This window comes from Caenimonas aquaedulcis (genome assembly GCF_015831345.1).
In the GTDB taxonomy this organism is placed as follows: Bacteria; Pseudomonadota; Gammaproteobacteria; order Burkholderiales; family Burkholderiaceae_C; genus Ramlibacter; species Ramlibacter aquaedulcis.
This window is the reverse complement of sequence record NZ_JADWYS010000001.1, coordinates 426,541-440,869: the sequence shown is the minus strand read 5'-3', so window position 1 is coordinate 440,869 and position 14,329 is coordinate 426,541. Positions and strand designations below refer to the sequence as shown.

Here is a 14,329-nt window from a genome sequence, read left to right as displayed (position 1 = left end):
CTCAAGGAGATGACACCGATGATTCTTGCCCGCCCCATCGCCGCCGCCGCCGTCCTCGGGTGCCTCGCGCTCACCGGAATCGGTGCAAGCGATGCAAATGCGCAACAGATCTATCGCATCGTCGGGCCGGATGGCCGCGTGACCTTTTCCGACAAGCCGCCCGCCGACGGAAGCGGCTCCAAGGGTTCGACGCTGTCGCTGAGCGCTGCCACGGACGCCGCGTCGTTCCCCTTCGAGCTGCGGCAGGCCGCGACCCGCTATCCCGTCACGCTCTACACCGCGCCTGGCTGCGGGCCCTGCACGACGGGCCGGGGCATGCTGATGGCGCGCGGGATCCCGTTCAGCGAAAAGTCCGTCACGAGCAATGAGGACATCGAGGCGCTCAAGCGCCTGGCCGGCGCGAGCTCGGTTCCGTTCCTCACCATAGGCGGCCAGCAGTTGCGCGGCTATTCGGAAGTCGAGTGGACCCAGTTTCTCGACGCGGCAGGCTACCCCAAGACATCGCAGCTGCCCGCGGGTTACGCAAGGGCGCCGGTGACGCCGCTCGTGGCAGTCCAGGAGCAGCAGGCGGCGAGGCCGGCCCCGCCGCCGCCGCCAGCGCCGGCCACTGCCGCGGGCCCTGCCGCGGAGCCCGGCCCGACGCCCGACAACCCCAAGGGCATCCGCTTCTGATCAGTATTCGATCGTCCTGACGCCGCCGGCGGTGCCCAGCAGGCACACGGCGGCCTTCTGGTGCGCGAATACGCCCACGGTCACCACGCCGGGCCACTGGCTCACTTCATCCTCGAATGCCAGCGGGTCCGCGATGCGCAGCCCGCTCACGTCCACGATGGACTGGCCGTTGTCGGTCACCAGCGCCTTGCCATCCTTCATCCGCACTTGCGCGCTGCCGCCCATCGCCGCGAATTGCCGGATCAGGCGCTGCGTCGCCATCGGGATGACCTCCACCGGCACGGGGAAACGCCCGAGCGTCCCGACCAGCTTCGATTCGTCCGCGATGCAGACGAAGCGCCGCGACTGCGCGGCGACGATCTTCTCGCGCGTGAGGGCGGCGCCGCCTCCCTTGATCATGTAGCCGCGCCCGTCGATCTCGTCGGCGCCGTCGATGTACACCGAGAGTTCTTCCACCGCGTTGCTGTCGAACACCGGGATGCCCAGCGCCTGCAGGCGCTCGGTAGAGGCGACGGAGCTCGACACCGCGCCCTTGATCCTGTCCTTCATCGAGGCCAGCGCGTCGATGAACTTGTTGACGGTCGATCCCGTGCCGACGCCCACGATTTCTCCTGGCACCACGTATTGCAGCGCCGCCTGGCCGACCAGCGCTTTCAGTTCATCCTGGGTCATTTGAGACAATTCCTTCAGTTCACGCAAATTATCCATGTCGCTGCTCCCCTACTCGCTCGCCCGCCCCTTCCTGTTCGGCCTGGACCCGGAGACGGCGCATGAATTGACGATGCAATCGCTCGCACGGCTGCAGGGCACGCCGCTCGCGTGGGCATACACCAACGGCATGGTGCAGGACCCGGTGGAGATCGCCGGCCTGCGCTTTCCCAATCGGGTCGGGCTGGCCGCCGGCCTCGACAAGAACGCGCGCTGCATCGACGGGCTGGGCGCGATCGGCTTCGGTTTCGTCGAAGTGGGCACGGTAACGCCCAAGCCGCAACCGGGCAACCCGAAGCCGCGGATGTTCCGGCTGCCGCGCGCGGGCGCGCTGATCAACCGCCTCGGCTTCAACAACGACGGCCTCGATGCCTTCATCGCGAACGTCAAGCGCTCGTCCTTCCGCGCGAAGGGCCGCATCCTCGGGTTGAACATCGGCAAAAACGCCGCCACCCCGATCGAGAACGCGACCAGCGACTACCTCACCTGCCTGGACGGCGTGTATCCGCATGCGGACTACGTGACCGTCAACATTTCCAGCCCCAACACGGCCAACCTGCGCTCCCTGCAGTCCGACGAGGCGCTGGACGGCCTGCTCGGCGCCATCGCGGCCCGGCGGGAGGAACTGGCGCGCCTGCACGGACGGCGCGTGCCCGTCTTCGTGAAGATCGCCCCGGACCTCGACGAAGCGCAGGTGCGCCTGATCGCCGCGACCTTGAAACGCCATGGCATGGATGGCGTCGTCGCGACGAACACCACCATCAGCCGGGAAGCGGTCAAGGGGATGCCGCATGCGGAAGAAGCGGGAGGCTTGAGCGGCGCGCCGGTGCTCGCGGCGAGCAACCGCGTGATCTCGCAACTGCGTGCAGCGCTAGGTCCGGATTTCCCGATCATCGGGGTGGGCGGCATCATGAGCGCCGAAGACGCGGTGAGCAAGATTCGCGCGGGCGCGGACCTGGTGCAGGTCTATACCGGCCTGATCTATCGCGGGCCCGACCTCGTCAGCCAGTCCGCCCGGGCGATCCGCGAGCTGGCGCGCGAACGGCAGGCCGCCCGACCGTCCTAGAACGCGTAGCTGCCCGCGAATTTGACGATGTAGCTGCGGCCCGGCGCGGGCTCGAAGTAGCGGCCGTTCCCTTCGTTCACGATCACGGATCCCGCGTAGCGGCGATCGAGCAGGTTGTCGATGCGCGCCGTGACGGCGAGCGTCCAGGGCTGCAGGTCGAACACGTAGCCGCCATTCAGTGCGACCGTCGTGAATGCGGGAGCGGCATCGCTGTTGCTGTCGTTCACGTAGACGCGGCTGGAGCGGCGCAGTTCCGCACCCGCCTGCCAGCCGGTGCGTGGCGCCCAGGCCACTTCGGCCGCCGTGGTCGAGCGCGCGGTGCCGGGAATGCGATTGCCGGAAGGAACCACGAGGGACGGCGCCGCGCAGGGCGTGACCGCGCACGTGCGGAAGGCCTCCCGGTACCGGGCATCCAGCCAAGTCTGCGCGAACTGCATGCGCCACCCGGGCGCCAGGCTTGCGGACCAGGAGAGCTCCACGCCTTCGCGACGCGTGGTGCCGGCGTTCTGGAAGGTGCTGCGGCCGGCGCCGTTGGTCTGGGTCACGATTTCGTCGCGCGTCCGTGTGCGGAACCAAGCCGCGCTCCAATGCGTGCGAAGCGAGGCGATGTCGCCGCCGCGTCCCTTGATCCCGGCCTCCAGGTTCGCGCTGCGCGCGGGCCGCAGCGCGAAGTTGAGTCCCGGCGTCCCGTCCGGCCGGTACGCGAGCTCGTTGAAGGTCGGCGTTTCGAAGCCCCGTCCGGACGCCACATAGACACGCGTGTCCGGCGCCAGTGCGAACATCAGCGCGGCGGCAGGCAGGGTTGCGCTGTACCGCACGCTGCCGCTGTCGTCGCCGTTCGCGCCCGACACGTAGCGGTCGCTCGACGAGAAGCGCACGCTGCTGTGCCGCACACCGCCCGTGAGCGTCCAGCGCGGCGCGAGCTTCCACACTCCCTGCAGGTAGGGGTCGAGGTTCGAGACGCGGTTGTCTTCATCGCGCCGCAACGCACCTTCGACACCGAGCAGCGGCCCGATGAAGTTCTGGCGCCCCACGCGGTGTTCGTCCATCGTGTCGAAGGCCACGCCCCCAACCCACTCGAGCGCCTGACCGGCGAGCTCGCCCTTCGACGTCCAGCGCAGGTCCGCACCTGTATAGCGGCGAGCCAGCCCGATCACGCCTCCGGGATGCAAGGGGCTGGCCTGCGCACCGACGGGGATCGCCTGGAACTGCTGTGTGTCCCGCTGACCGCCGTACACCATCACGCGCAGGCTGTTGCCGGCGCCGAGTTTTCTCTCGTTCACGAGTCCCAGCTGGCTTTGCCGCACGGTCTTTCGCGTGTCGAAGGCCCCGGCGGACGCGTCCACGCTCCGCGGCGCGGTTTCGAACTGCGCGCGCGAGAGGCCGAGCGGATCGTCCGCGCGCAAGTCCAGCGCGTTGGCCACCAGCATCCAGTCGCTGTCCGCGCCATGCTGCCAGTCCAGCCGTGCGTTGGCGACGTCGCGTTGCGCGCCGCTGTGGTCGCGAAAGCCATCGGTCGTGAAATGGCTGGCGCCCACCGAATAGCCCAGCGATGGTGTCGAGCCGCTGGCTCGAACGGACGGGCGCGACAGCCCGTCGCTGCCGGTTGCGAAGCTTGCGGAAACGACAGGCGGGCCGGCACCGCGCTCGGTGAACACCTGAAGTACCCCACCGGACGAATTGCCATACAGCGCGGAAAAAGGCCCGCGCAGCAATTCCACGCGGCCGGCCGACGACAGGTCGATGTGCGAGAGCTGGCCTTGGCCGTCGGGCATGGTCGCGGGAATGCCGTCGACATAGATGCGCACGCCGCGCACGCCGAAGGTCGAACGCGCTCCGAAGCCGCGGATGGACAGCTGCAGGTCCTGCGCGTAGTTCTGCCGGTCGCGCGCGGCGACGCCGGGCACCCCCGCGATGCCTTCGGACAGGTTGACTTCCGCACGGCCCGCCGAGCGCAGCCTGTCGCCTTCGATCACGTCCACGGACGCCGGTACTTCGAAGGGCGCGGCTTGTGTTCGTGTCGCGGTGACGGTGACCGCCGGCAAGGACTGCGCGGCCGCGTGCCCCGCCAGCGCCGCAACGAGCCACGCGATCCAGGAGAGGGGCCGCTTCATGCCGCTGCGTCGCCCAGCAAGGCGTCCACATGCTCCGCGATCGCCAGCGCGCTGGTGAGGCCGGGCGACTCGATGCCGAAGAGATTGACCAAGCCCGGGACGCCGTGCAGCGACGGTCCGTCGATGCGGAAGTCGGGCGCGAGCTCGCCCGGCCCGTGGATCTTGGGCCGCACACCGCTGTAACTTGGCTGCAGCGCGCCGTCGGGCAGTGCGGGCCAGTAGCGGCGAACCTCGGAGTAAAAACCGTGGGCACGGTGCGGATCCACCGTGTAGTCGATCTGAGACGGGTCGCGGACGTCCAGCCACTCGAAGTCCGGGCCGAACTTCGCCTGGCCACCCAGGTCGAGCGTGAGGTGCACCCCCAGCCACGAGTCCGCCGGCGCGGGATAGATCAGCCGGGCGAAGGGGGCGCGTCCGGCGAGCGAGTAGTAACTGCCCTTGGCAAAATAGTCGTGCGGGATGAAACGTTGATCCAGACCTTCGAAATGGCGGGCCAACGCGCATGCGTGCAAGGCGGCGGAGTTGACAACGATGCGTGCTGCCACCTCGCTGCCGTCGGCGAACGTGACGACATGCGGTTCGCCGCCCTTCCCCAGTCGCGCCGACACGACAGCCGAACCCAGCGCGACCATGCCACCGGCGGCTTCGAAATCGCCCTGCAGCGCGAGCATGAAACCGTGACTGTCGACGATCCCGGTGGTGGGCGACGAAAGCGCCGCAACACATTGCAGCGCGGGTTCGAGCTCCCGTGCCTGGCTGGCGTCCATCCAATCCACCGGGACGCCGTTGGCCATCGCACGATCCTGCAAGCCCCTCAGCGCAGCGATCTCGTTTCCGGTACAAGCGACGACCAGCTTGCCGCAGTTGCGGTGCGAAACCCCGTGCGATGCGCAGAGTTCGTACAGCAATTCCTTGCCGCGCACGCAAAGCCGCGCCTTGAGCGAGCCAGGTGCGTAGTACAGCCCTGCGTGGATCACCTCGCTGTTACGGGAGCTCACGCCTTGCCCTATGGCGGTTTGCGACTCGCACGCGATGGTCTCGAGTCCAGCATGGGCCAGCGCGCGAGCCACCGCCAGGCCCACGGCGCCCGCACCGATCACGATTGCATCGACTTTGTCCATGTTTTCGATTGTGGCGCAGCGGTGCGGCGCCTGCGGCAGCACCACTCGACGAACCGCCTTGGTCAATTCGCTGCGGAAGCGCCGGATATCTTTTGAATGGCCGGGTCACTCGGCACCATTTCCTTCAGTACCTGTATGAACGCACGCGCGGCAGGCCCGAGCAATCGCTTGCTGCGATAGAGCACTCCCAGCTCCCGTCGGGCCACTTTTCCCGGCATCGGTTCATAGTGCAGGCCTTTGACATTCAGGCCGGACAACGCGCTCCCCGGCAAGACCGTGATGCCCATGCCATGGCGAACCAGGGCAAGCGCCGTGGCCATGTGGGCTACTTCGAAAGCCGGCGTCACCCTGACCTTGCTGAGCTGCAATGCGCGCTCCGCGGAACCCGAGCCGAGCAGGATCAGTGGATGCCTGCCGAGCGTTTCCCAACTCACTTTGCCCTGCACGGCCGGGTGACCCATCGGCGCGACGACCATCAGGCGGTCGGTGAAAAGCGGCATGAATTCGAGTTCCGGATCGCCCGACAGGGCACCGGCAATGCCGAGTTCCACCTCACCTTGCTTCACCGCACTGATGACGCCGGTGTTGAGCGCCTCCCTCATCTGCATGCGGACGTCGGGATATTGCAGGTGAAAGACGCTGACCGCCTCGGCGAGGATCCCGGAGGCCAGCGATGCCACTGCCGCGATCTCCACTTTGCCCCGTCGACCTGCGCTGATGTCGCGGGCGTGCTGGTAGACCGACTCCAGGTCCTGCAGCACCGCATGAGCTTCCTCGTAGAAGGACGCACCGGCCGCCGTCATATGGCAACTGCGGGTGGTGCGCTCAAAAAGCTGCATGCCCAGGTCGTGCTCGAGTTCGCGGATCAGGACCGAAAACGAAGGCTGCGTGACCGCAAGCGCATCGGCAGCGCGGACGAAGGATCCGAGTTGCCCAGCAAGCGTAAAGGCCTTCAGCTGCCTGTACTTGATGTTCATCATGAGCTTCTCCCGTACGTTGGTCGCGTCCACACTGTCCAGCTGTATGAGCCAGCTTATCACTGCTTATAGTCATTCGCTAATAATCGCTAACGATTATCAAATACAAACTTCATTTCAACCTGATTTACTTCGAGCACTGCAAAACGAAATCAAGGTATCGACATGGCGGATCAGGAAGTCCTGATGCTTGACGAAGCTCATAGGCTGCTGCTGTCCGAAGCAGGCCTGGAAGAGGCGATGGCCCTGTTTCCGGCGGACGTTATGGCCGCAGTCAGAACCGCAATCAATGTCCGTGAATCCTTTGCGGCGTTGATCCGCGCAGACAGCGGGCTGTCGCCGGCCATCGCGGAAACGGATGGCATGTGAGCGACCTTCACTGGTTGACCGCCACCGAAATCGGCGCTGCCTACGCGAGCCGCGAGCTCTCGCCTGTCGAATTGGTGGGCAGCCTGCTTCAGCACATCGAGCACACCGAGCCACGGTTCAACGCCTTCATCCGGATCGAAGCCGATAGCGCGATGGATATGGCGGCGCTCGCAACCAGGGAGATTGCCGCGGGCAGATCACTCGGCCCGCTGCACGGCGTACCCGTCGGCATCAAGGACATCATCGATGTCGCAGGGTTGCCGACCACCTGCCACTCGAAGATCATGCTGGACAACATCGCTGCGTCGGACGCGGACGTCGTGAGCCGGCTGCGCGCCGCCGGCGCGATTTTCCTGGGGAAGCTGGCATTGCACGAATTTGCCATCGGCGGGCCGGCACATGACTTGCCCTTTCCACCGGCGCGAAATCCCTGGAGCCGCAACCACCAGCCCGGCGGCTCGTCTTCGGGAAGTGGCGCGGCAGTCGCGAGCGGCATGCTGCCGGTCGCGCTGGGCACCGACACCGGGGGCTCGATTCGCAACCCCGCCGGACACTGCGGCATCGTGGGCCTCAAGCCGACTTACGACCTCGTGTCGCGCCGCGGCGTATTCCCGCTTTGCCACACACTCGACCACGTCGGGCCCATGGCGCGGACGACGGCCGACCTGGCCCTGATGATGGACACCATTGCATCGGTCGTCGCCCACGAGTGCCGGCCTCGGTATGGAGCGGACCTCGACCGCGGCGTGCGCGGGCTACGGATAGGCCTGGTGCGGCAGTTCCACGAAACCGACCTTCCGGCATCGCCTGAAGTCACCGCCGCGATCGACGACGTGATGCGCGTGCTGCAACACGATGGAGCTGTCGTGCGCGACATCGGACTGCCGCGGCTGCAGAAGTTCACGGCGGTGCAGCGCGTGATCTTCCACGCCGAGTCCTGGGCCGTCCATGCCAAATGGATGGCCGAGCGACCGGCCGACTACTCGGGCATCTCGCGCCGCAAGCTGATCCCGGGCGCGCTGCTGTCGGCGGGCCAGTATGTGCAGGCGCAGGAGGAGCGTGGCAGGCTGATCTGTGCGGTCGAAGATGCCTTTCGCGATGTGGACATCCTGGTGGCGGCCAATTCCCTGGACCCGGCCTGCGAAATCGACGACGAAGAGGCCTGCACGCGCACCTACTCGCGCAATGCGCGCTCGCCGTTCAATCTGACGGGCCATCCCGCACTCGCATTGATGGCGGGCTCGTCGCAAAGCGGCCTGCCGCTGTCGGTGCAGTTCGTCGGCCGGCAGCACGATGAAATCACCGTGCTGCGCGCCGGCGCGGCGTATGAGCGCGCAACGCGGACGATGCAGCGCCGACCGGGTATCCCGCCATGACCGCACAGTTCATCGAACCGACGCAACGTGGGCTGCCAGCCTGGCGGCGGGCCCTTGATATCACAGCCGCGATCGACGGCGGCCAGGCGACGCCCGAGAGCGTCATGGAGGAATGCCTCGAGCGCATCGCGCAACGCGAGCCGCATATCAAGGCCTGGGCCTGGCATGACGCCGCCCAATCACGGCGCGCGGCAGGCGCGCTCAAACCCCGCACCTCCGTGCAGCCGCTGTATGGCGTGCCGGTCGGCATCAAGGACATCATCGACACGGCAGACATGCCGACCGGCTACGGCTCGGCACTCTACGAAGGCCACTGTCCGGACACCGACGCGACCGTCGTCAGCCGCTTGCGCGCGGCGGGCGCGATCATCATGGGCAAGACAACCACGACCGAGTTCGCGTACGTGCATCCTGCGGCCACCTGCAATCCGCATGACGTGCGGCACACGCCCGGTGGTTCATCCAGCGGCTCGGCGGCCGCGGTAGCCGACGGCATGGTGCCGGTCGCCCTCGGATCGCAGACCGGCGGATCCACCATCAGGCCTTCGGCCTATTGCGGCGTTGTCGGGTTCAAGCCCTCGTTTGCCGCGGTGACGATGGCGGGGATCCGCCCGTTGGCGCCCAGCATGGACACGATAGGCATCCATGCGCGCAGCGTCGCCGATGTCGCACTCATGTATCCAGTGCTGGCCGGGATGCACGTACGTACTGGACAACCGGCGGCGCCACGGCGCGAGCCCCTGCGCGTTGGTGTGTATCCGGGCCCGCACGTTGACGAAGCAGATGCGGCCTCGCGCGAGGCGCTCGAGCTGGCTGCGCGACGGATGCGGCTGCACGGGATGACCGTCAGCCCCGCCGATCTGCCCTTGTCCCTCTTTGCCGGATTGAGTACAGCGAACCGCACCATCATGGCCTATGAGGGTGCGCGCATCGCCGACGACGACTACCGGCGCGGGCGCGAGCTCCTGGGACCCCCTACGCTCGCATTGATAGAAACCGGCCGGTCGATTACCGACACAGACTACGACAACGCGCGCAAACTCGCGCAGAACTGCCGCCGGATATTCGCGGCGACGATGCTTCACTTCGACCTGCTGCTCAGCTTCAGCGCGCCAGGCGAAGCGCCGGTCAAGAGCGAGGGAACCGGCAGTTCCACCTTCAATCGTGCGTGGACCACCTTGGGAGCGCCCTGCCTGACCTTGCCGTTCGGTCACGGCAAATCCGGGGTCTTGCCACTGGGCGTGCAGCTCATCGGTGCTTGCGGCGCCGATCAGGCCCTGCTGGACAGCGGGGCGCTCGTCGAAAGGGCACTGGATGCAACGAAGCTGAATCTTTGACGCAGGCACTGGTTGTGCATTTAATTTTTACTGGAGTACGACATGTTTAAGAAATTGAAAGCGATTGCTTTTGTCGCGGCTTGCCTTCTCGCGGGGAGCGCTGGTGCGCAGGAGGAACTGAAGATAGGCGGCATTGGCCCGCTGTCCGGCGGCGGCACCGCGTGGGGCATCGCACTGCAGCGAGGCATGCAGATGGCGATCGACGAAGTACAGGCTGCCGGCGGGCTGAAGATCGGTGGCAAGACGTACGCGCCCAAGCTGGTGATGTTCGACGATCAGTACACCTCAGCCGGTGGCCGTCTCGCGGCCGAGCGCCTCGTCAACGTCGAGAAGGCCAAGTTCATCATCGGCCCCATCGGTTCGCCGTCTGTCCTGAGCGCGGTCGCGGTGACCAGCCCGGCCAATGTCCTGCTCCTGTCGAACGGCTTTTCCAGCGCCATCCTGAAGAACGACGCCGGATCGCCCTACAACTTTCGCGTGATGGACAGCACGACGGAGTTCGCGCCGGCCATGATCAAGTGGTATCGCGCCGCCCATCCCGAGACCAAGAAGGTCGCATTGATCGCCCCGAACGACGCGGTCGGTCAATCCGTCGTTCCGATGCTGGAGGCCTATTACAAGGAAAACGGCTTCACGGTCTGGAAAGAACTCTACGATCGCGGCACCAAGGAGTTCACGCCGCTGTTGACACGCATGATGGCGCAAAACGTGGACCTGCTGGACCTCAACAGCAATGCCCCCGGTGAATCCGCGCTGCTGGTCAAGCAGGCGCGCCAGGCGGGATTCAAGCCGCCGATCTGGCAGGTGGGTGGCCCGTCGGTCGACGAAGTGATCGACATTGCCGGCCCGCTGGCGGAAGGCTTCACATCGCTCAACGTGTTCGATTTTTCGCAGCCCGAGGCTCAGAAATTTCTCAAAACCTACAAGGATAAGTACGGCAATAGCGTGCTGAACGCACAGACACCTGTCTGGTACAACGCCACTCGCATCATGTTCGAAGCAATGCGCCGCGCCGGCACCACCGATGTGACCAAGGTGCGCGACACGCTGGAGAAAATGGACGGGTACGATGCAGGCCTGTTTGGCCCGGTGAAGTGGGGCGGCATGGGCGACTATGGCGTGCGCCACCAGTTGCTGCTCAAGTTCTGGATCGTCGAAGTCAAGAACGGCAAGCAGGTCACGCGCGCCGTTGTGCTCCCCGAGCAGCGTTGAGTAGCGAAACCCAATAACGCACTGTCGCCGACCCGTCCGGGCGATTCGCCCGCGGGTCCGCCAAACATCGCTCCCGGAGTACCCTATGTTTACCTTGCCGATCCTGATTCAGGTGCTGATCAATGGCCTGAGCCTGAGCGCGATCTATGTGCTGGTGGCCCTGGGTTTCACACTGCTGTTCGGCATTATGAAAGTCGTCAACTTCGCGCACGGCGGCTTTGCGATGCTGGGCGGGTATGCACTGTATTACCTGTACGGCGTCTACGACCTGCCGTACCCGGTCGCGATCCTGGGTGGTGCGCTGCTGGTGGCGCTGGGTGCGATGATTCTCGAGCGCCTCGTCTTCCGCTGGTTCTATCACAAGATGTTCCAGAGCATGATCGCCCTGCTCGGGCTGAACATGGCTATCGTCTATGGCGCGGTGATGCTCTTCGAGGTGAATGAAAAATCCATCCCGACAGCGGCGCGCGGCATCCTGCAAGTGGCTGGCATGGTCGTGCCGTACGACCGCCTCGTGATCATGGGCGTTGCGCTCGTCGTGCTTGCTGCGTTCTGGTTCTTCGTGACCCACACACGGCACGGCCTGGCGATGCGGGCAGCGTCGCAGGATGTCGAGATCGCGGCGTCGCAGGGCGTGAACACGGTTTTCATCTACAAGCTGGCCTTCTTCATTGCCGTGTTCATGACGGCGCTGGCCGGCGGTCTCTACGCGCAGACGTATGCGCTCTCGCCGTTCATGGGCGAAAGGCCGCTGATGGTGGCGTTCATCGTCGTCATCCTGGGCGGCATGGGGAGCATCCCGGGGGCCGCGTTGGGCGGTGTGCTGCTCGGCTTCGCCGAGAGTTTCCTGTCTACGTTCTATGGAGCGTCCGTCTCTGCTTTCCTGTCATTCGGCGTGGTGATCGCCTTGCTCATCTTCAGACCGTGGGGGCTTCTTGGAAAACCCGAATAACGCCCGAAGCCGGGTCTGGTCCTGTACCGGCCTGGGCATCCTGCTGGTCGTGTTGCTGACCTGGCCGCTGGTCTTCAGCAATCCGTTTTACGTGACACTGGGTACCATGCTGGTCCTGGCGACCATAGGTGCGACCAGCCTGAACCTGATCATCCGCACCGGACACATCTCGCTGGCACACGCTGCGTTCATGGGCGTCGCCGCCTACACCTGCGTGGTGCTCGAGATGCGAATGGGCTGGCCGTTCTGGTTTGCGATCACCGCCGGCTGCTGTGCCTCGGGGCTGCTCGCGCTGATGCTGGGCCCCGTGGTGCTGCGCCTGACCGGCAAGTACTTCGTGCTGGTCACTTTCCTCGTCGGCGAAATCATCCGGATGGTGTTCGTCGAATGGCAAGGCATCACAGGCGGCGCCAACGGAATCCAGCAAATCCCTTTGAGCCTGGACTTGTTCGGCTCTTCGCTCCAGTTTTATTACTTCGCGCTGCTGGTTTCGGCGATCTGCGTGGGCATCGTCTGGCGCATCCTCACTTCCGACCTCGGGCGCGTCATCGATTCGGTGCGCGAAGCCGACCGGGTTGCCGAGTGCTCGGGAGTGCCGGTGATTCGCATCAAGGTCATGGTGTTCGTCATCGCGTGCATGCTGGTCGGCATCCAGGGCGGGCTGCAGGCGCACCTGGTGCGCGCCATCGACCCAAGCGCCTACAACATGGACGCCTCGCTCAACATGGTGGTGATGAACGTGCTTGGAGGCATGTACTACCTGGCGGGCCCGCTGGTCGGCACTGGATTCATGGTTGCGCTGCCCGAGATGCTGCGCGGTTACGTCGAACTGCAGCAAGTCATCTTCGGCATCATCCTGATCATCGTGATGGCCGTTCTGCCTGGCGGCATGATCGGCGCTTTCGCACTGGGCCGCGCGCTGCTGCGAAGATTCCTGCATAGGGAAAAAGCATGAGCAACCTCCTTGAAGTCAAAGGACTGTCGCGCAGGTTTGGCGGCCTCCACGCCGTGCGCGACCTCGACTTTTCCGTGGCGCAGGGCGAAATTCTCGGACTGATCGGGCCGAACGGCGCCGGAAAGACCACTGTCGTGAACCTCGTGAGCGGCATGATCCTGCCGGACAGCGGCACCGTCACCTTCGACAGCGAAGACGTCACCCGGCTCGCGCCACACAAGCGGGCGCGCCGCGGCCTGGTGCGCACCTTCCAGTCCACGGCGGTTTATGGCAGCCGCACGGTTCGCGAAAACGCCATTCGCGGCGCCTTCCTGCATTGCTACCCGGGCCATTTCGCAGCCTTCTTTGGAACGGCCCGCGCACGCGAATTGCAACGCAAGACCATCGAGCGCGTGGAGGGCCTCATGAACTGGCTGGGCCTTGAAAGCGTCGCATCCGCGCAAGCCGATGCGCTGCCCTATGGTTACCAGAAGACCCTCGGCATCGTCATTGCGCTCGCGGCCGAGCCGCGAATGATCCTGCTCGACGAACCGGTCGCCGGGCTCAGCGCCGAGGAGACCGACCAGGTGCGCGACACGATTAAGCGGGTACGCGACCGCGGCATCACGGTCGTCGTCATCGACCACAACATGCGCTTCATCTCCGGCCTGTGCGACCGGCTGGTCGTCGCGTCGCAGGGGGAAAAAATCGCGCAGGGCACACCGCAAGAGGTGCTGGGCAATCCATTGGTGATCGAAGCCTATCTGGGAAAAGCATATGCCGCTGCTAAAAGTCACTGACCTCCACGTTCGCTACGGCCACATCCAGGGAACCAATGGCGTGTCGTTCGAGGTCGAGGCCGGCGAGACGATGGCGCTGATCGGCTCGAACGGGGCGGGCAAGAGCAGCACGCTCAAGGCCATCCTCGGCATGGTGCCGATCGCCGGTGGCCTGATGGAGTGGGAAGGCGGGAAGATCAACGACGTCAAGCCCTACAACATCCTGCGCCTGGGCATCGGCTTTTCACCTGAAGGCCGCCGCGTTTTTCCGGGGCTGACGGTGGGCGAAAACTTGAAGATCGGCGGCTACACGCGCAGCACCGCGGAAATCCAGGCGCGCATGGAGCAGATGTTCAATTACTTTCCCCGCCTGCGGGAGCGGCACAAGCAGGACGCGGGCAGCCTGAGCGGCGGCGAGCAGCAGATGCTCGCGATCGGCCGCGCACTGATGTCGTACCCGCGCCTCTTTCTCCTGGATGAGCCTTCGCTAGGCCTGGCACCCATCATCGTCGAGCGGATCGGCGAAATCCTGCTGGAGATTCAGGCGACCGAAAAGATCGCCGTGATCCTGGCCGAGCAGAACGCGACCTGGGCGCTCGGCATCGCTTCGCGCGCGGTGATCCTGGAGCTTGGAAAGAATGTCGCCGAAGGCACGTCGCAAGAGCTGATCCAGAGCCCGAAAATCCGCAGCGCCTATCTCGGGATTGAATGA

At 65.4% G+C, this 14,329-nt stretch carries 14 protein-coding genes; 10 read left to right on the top strand and 4 right to left on the bottom strand.

All coding sequences use genetic code 11. The features are described from left to right. The first annotated feature begins 18 nt into the window (after positions 1 to 18). A complete protein-coding gene (locus I5803_RS02000) occupies positions 19 to 672 on the top strand; it encodes a glutaredoxin domain-containing protein (RefSeq protein ID WP_196984748.1) in 654 nt (217 codons plus the stop codon). Here the strand turns inward: I5803_RS02000 and rpiA are convergent, their stop codons facing one another. After that, on the bottom strand, positions 673 to 1,344 hold the full coding sequence (gene rpiA / locus I5803_RS01995; protein ID WP_196984747.1) for a ribose-5-phosphate isomerase RpiA: 672 nt from the start codon (positions 1,342 to 1,344) through the stop codon (positions 673 to 675). It abuts the gene before it with no gap. Between the two features lie 34 nt (positions 1,345 to 1,378). Here rpiA and I5803_RS01990 point away from each other — a divergent pair, with 34 nt between their 5' ends. Continuing rightward, a complete protein-coding gene (locus I5803_RS01990; protein ID WP_196984746.1) occupies positions 1,379 to 2,446 on the top strand; it encodes a quinone-dependent dihydroorotate dehydrogenase in 1,068 nt (355 codons plus the stop codon). On the opposite strand, the gene I5803_RS01985 is transcribed toward I5803_RS01990, so the two are convergent. The 3 genes from I5803_RS01985 to I5803_RS01975 all read right to left on the bottom strand — a co-directional run bounded on the left by I5803_RS01985 (position 2,443) and on the right by I5803_RS01975 (position 6,661). After that, complete coding sequence (locus I5803_RS01985; RefSeq protein ID WP_196984745.1) at positions 2,443 to 4,560, bottom strand: TonB-dependent receptor family protein; 2,118 nt, start codon at positions 4,558 to 4,560, stop codon at positions 2,443 to 2,445. The two genes, I5803_RS01990 and I5803_RS01985, sit on opposite strands and share 4 nt — an antisense overlap. Then, positions 4,557 to 5,681: an NAD(P)/FAD-dependent oxidoreductase gene (locus tag I5803_RS01980; protein ID WP_196984744.1), complete on the bottom strand. Its 1,125-nt coding sequence runs from the start codon at positions 5,679 to 5,681 to the stop codon at positions 4,557 to 4,559. The genes I5803_RS01985 and I5803_RS01980 overlap by 4 nt, the downstream gene beginning before the upstream one ends. A gap of 62 nt (positions 5,682 to 5,743) precedes the next feature. Next, entirely contained in the window at positions 5,744 to 6,661 is a 918-nt protein-coding gene (locus I5803_RS01975) for a LysR family transcriptional regulator (protein WP_196984743.1), read from the bottom strand. 162 nt (positions 6,662 to 6,823) lie between these two features. Between I5803_RS01975 and I5803_RS01970 the strand changes: the two genes are divergently transcribed. The 8 genes from I5803_RS01970 (at position 6,824) to I5803_RS01935 (ending at position 14,329) form a co-directional block, all read left to right on the top strand. Continuing rightward, positions 6,824 to 7,027, top strand: a complete 204-nt coding sequence (locus I5803_RS01970; RefSeq protein WP_196984742.1) for a hypothetical protein — start codon at positions 6,824 to 6,826, stop codon at positions 7,025 to 7,027. Next, positions 7,024 to 8,403 (top strand): amidase, encoded by a 1,380-nt coding sequence (locus I5803_RS01965; RefSeq protein ID WP_196984741.1) that lies wholly within the window; start codon positions 7,024 to 7,026, stop codon positions 8,401 to 8,403. The genes I5803_RS01970 and I5803_RS01965 overlap by 4 nt, the downstream gene beginning before the upstream one ends. Continuing rightward, a complete protein-coding gene (locus tag I5803_RS01960; RefSeq protein WP_196984740.1) occupies positions 8,400 to 9,740 on the top strand; it encodes an amidase in 1,341 nt (446 codons plus the stop codon). The genes I5803_RS01965 and I5803_RS01960 overlap by 4 nt, the downstream gene beginning before the upstream one ends. A gap of 42 nt (positions 9,741 to 9,782) precedes the next feature. Then, complete coding sequence (locus I5803_RS01955; protein ID WP_196984739.1) at positions 9,783 to 10,952, top strand: ABC transporter substrate-binding protein; 1,170 nt, start codon at positions 9,783 to 9,785, stop codon at positions 10,950 to 10,952. Between the two features lie 85 nt (positions 10,953 to 11,037). After that, positions 11,038 to 11,904 (top strand): branched-chain amino acid ABC transporter permease, encoded by an 867-nt coding sequence (locus I5803_RS01950; protein ID WP_231402322.1) that lies wholly within the window; start codon positions 11,038 to 11,040, stop codon positions 11,902 to 11,904. Continuing rightward, entirely contained in the window at positions 11,888 to 12,859 is a 972-nt protein-coding gene (locus tag I5803_RS01945; RefSeq protein ID WP_196984737.1) for a branched-chain amino acid ABC transporter permease, read from the top strand. Before I5803_RS01950 ends, I5803_RS01945 begins: the two co-directional genes overlap by 17 nt. After that, complete coding sequence (locus I5803_RS01940) at positions 12,856 to 13,638, top strand: ABC transporter ATP-binding protein (protein WP_196988431.1); 783 nt, start codon at positions 12,856 to 12,858, stop codon at positions 13,636 to 13,638. Before I5803_RS01945 ends, I5803_RS01940 begins: the two co-directional genes overlap by 4 nt. Beyond that, a complete protein-coding gene (locus tag I5803_RS01935) occupies positions 13,616 to 14,329 on the top strand; it encodes an ABC transporter ATP-binding protein (protein WP_196984736.1) in 714 nt (237 codons plus the stop codon). The genes I5803_RS01940 and I5803_RS01935 overlap by 23 nt, the downstream gene beginning before the upstream one ends.

What these genes read in the sequence shown, in the direction of transcription:
- I5803_RS01985 (WP_196984745.1), bottom strand. Translation starts at nt 4,560, where the DNA reads ATGAAGCGGCCCCTCTCCTGGATCGCGTGGCTCGTTGCGGCGCTGGCG.
- I5803_RS01975 (WP_196984743.1), bottom strand. Translation starts at nt 6,661, where the DNA reads ATGATGAACATCAAGTACAGGCAGCTGAAGGCCTTTACGCTTGCTGGG.
- I5803_RS01960 (WP_196984740.1), top strand. Translation starts at nt 8,400, where the DNA reads ATGACCGCACAGTTCATCGAACCGACGCAACGTGGGCTGCCAGCCTGG.
- rpiA (WP_196984747.1), bottom strand. Translation starts at nt 1,344, where the DNA reads ATGACCCAGGATGAACTGAAAGCGCTGGTCGGCCAGGCGGCGCTGCAA.
- I5803_RS01980 (WP_196984744.1), bottom strand. Translation starts at nt 5,681, where the DNA reads ATGGACAAAGTCGATGCAATCGTGATCGGTGCGGGCGCCGTGGGCCTG.
- I5803_RS01940 (WP_196988431.1), top strand. Translation starts at nt 12,856, where the DNA reads ATGAGCAACCTCCTTGAAGTCAAAGGACTGTCGCGCAGGTTTGGCGGC.
- I5803_RS01970 (WP_196984742.1), top strand. Translation starts at nt 6,824, where the DNA reads ATGGCGGATCAGGAAGTCCTGATGCTTGACGAAGCTCATAGGCTGCTG.
- I5803_RS01950 (WP_231402322.1), top strand. Translation starts at nt 11,038, where the DNA reads ATGTTTACCTTGCCGATCCTGATTCAGGTGCTGATCAATGGCCTGAGC.
- I5803_RS02000 (WP_196984748.1), top strand. Translation starts at nt 19, where the DNA reads ATGATTCTTGCCCGCCCCATCGCCGCCGCCGCCGTCCTCGGGTGCCTC.
- I5803_RS01990 (WP_196984746.1), top strand. Translation starts at nt 1,379, where the DNA reads ATGTCGCTGCTCCCCTACTCGCTCGCCCGCCCCTTCCTGTTCGGCCTG.
- I5803_RS01935 (WP_196984736.1), top strand. Translation starts at nt 13,616, where the DNA reads ATGCCGCTGCTAAAAGTCACTGACCTCCACGTTCGCTACGGCCACATC.
- I5803_RS01955 (WP_196984739.1), top strand. Translation starts at nt 9,783, where the DNA reads ATGTTTAAGAAATTGAAAGCGATTGCTTTTGTCGCGGCTTGCCTTCTC.